The organism is Vibrio sp. D401a (assembly GCF_030248515.1).
Taxonomy (GTDB): domain Bacteria; phylum Pseudomonadota; class Gammaproteobacteria; order Enterobacterales; family Vibrionaceae; genus Vibrio; species Vibrio rotiferianus.
The window spans coordinates 1-1194 of record NZ_JAHGAI010000011.1 but is presented as its reverse complement, the minus strand read 5'-3'; the positions used below and the strand labels follow the sequence as shown (position 1 = coordinate 1194).

Below are 1194 nucleotides of genomic sequence, written 5' to 3'. Positions count from 1 at the left end.
CTAAAGAAAAATTTGAACGTGTAAAACCGCACGTAAACGTTGGTACTATCGGCCACGTTGACCACGGTAAAACAACTCTAACTGCAGCTATCTGTACAACACTTGCTAAAGTATACGGCGGTGCTGCTCGTGACTTCGCATCTATCGATAACGCTCCAGAAGAGCGTGAGCGCGGTATCACAATCGCTACTTCTCACGTAGAGTACGATACTCCAACTCGCCACTACGCGCACGTTGACTGTCCAGGACACGCGGACTACGTTAAGAACATGATCACTGGTGCTGCACAGATGGACGGTGGTATTCTTGTAGTTGCTGCTACTGATGGTCCAATGCCACAAACTCGTGAGCACATCCTACTAGGCCGTCAGGTTGGTATCCCTTACATCATCGTATTCATGAACAAATGTGACATGGTTGACGATGAAGAGCTACTAGAACTAGTAGAAATGGAAGTTCGTGAACTTCTATCTGAGTACGACTTCCCAGGTGATGACCTACCAGTTATCCAAGGTTCTGCACTAGGCGCACTAAACGGCGAAGAGCAGTGGGAAGCTAAGATTGTTGAACTAGCAGAAGCGCTAGATTCATACATCCCAGAACCAGAGCGTGCAATCGATCAGCCATTCCTAATGCCTATCGAAGACGTATTCTCAATCCAAGGTCGTGGTACAGTAGTTACTGGTCGTATCGAGCGCGGTATCCTAACTGTAGGTGACGAAGTAGAAATCGTAGGTATCAAAGAAACTACAACTACTACTTGTACTGGTGTTGAGATGTTCCGTAAGCTTCTAGACGAAGGTCGTGCGGGTGAGAACGTTGGTGCACTTCTACGTGGTACTAAACGTGACGAAGTAGAGCGTGGTCAAGTACTAGCAGCTCCTAAGTCAATCAACCCACACACTAAGTTCGAGTCAGAAGTATACGTACTTTCTAAAGATGAAGGTGGTCGTCACACTCCATTCTTCAAAGGCTACCGTCCACAGTTCTACTTCCGTACAACTGACGTAACTGGTGACATCTCTCTACCAGAAGGCGTAGAAATGGTAATGCCAGGCGACAACATCCAAATGCAAGTTGAGCTAATCGCTCCTATCGCTATGGACGAAGGTCTACGTTTCGCTATCCGTGAAGGTGGCCGTACAGTAGGTGCTGGTGTTGTTGCTAAGATCTTCGACTAATTCTTAACGAATT

1 protein-coding gene is annotated in these 1194 nt (G+C 46.9%); it reads left to right on the top strand.

The window, feature by feature from the left end; genetic code table 11:
- Positions 1-1181: elongation factor Tu (gene tuf, locus KIV41_RS06795; RefSeq protein ID WP_285335946.1), on the top strand; the 1181-nt coding region annotated here is incomplete at its 5' end.
- Positions 1182-1194: the final 13 nt, after the last annotated feature.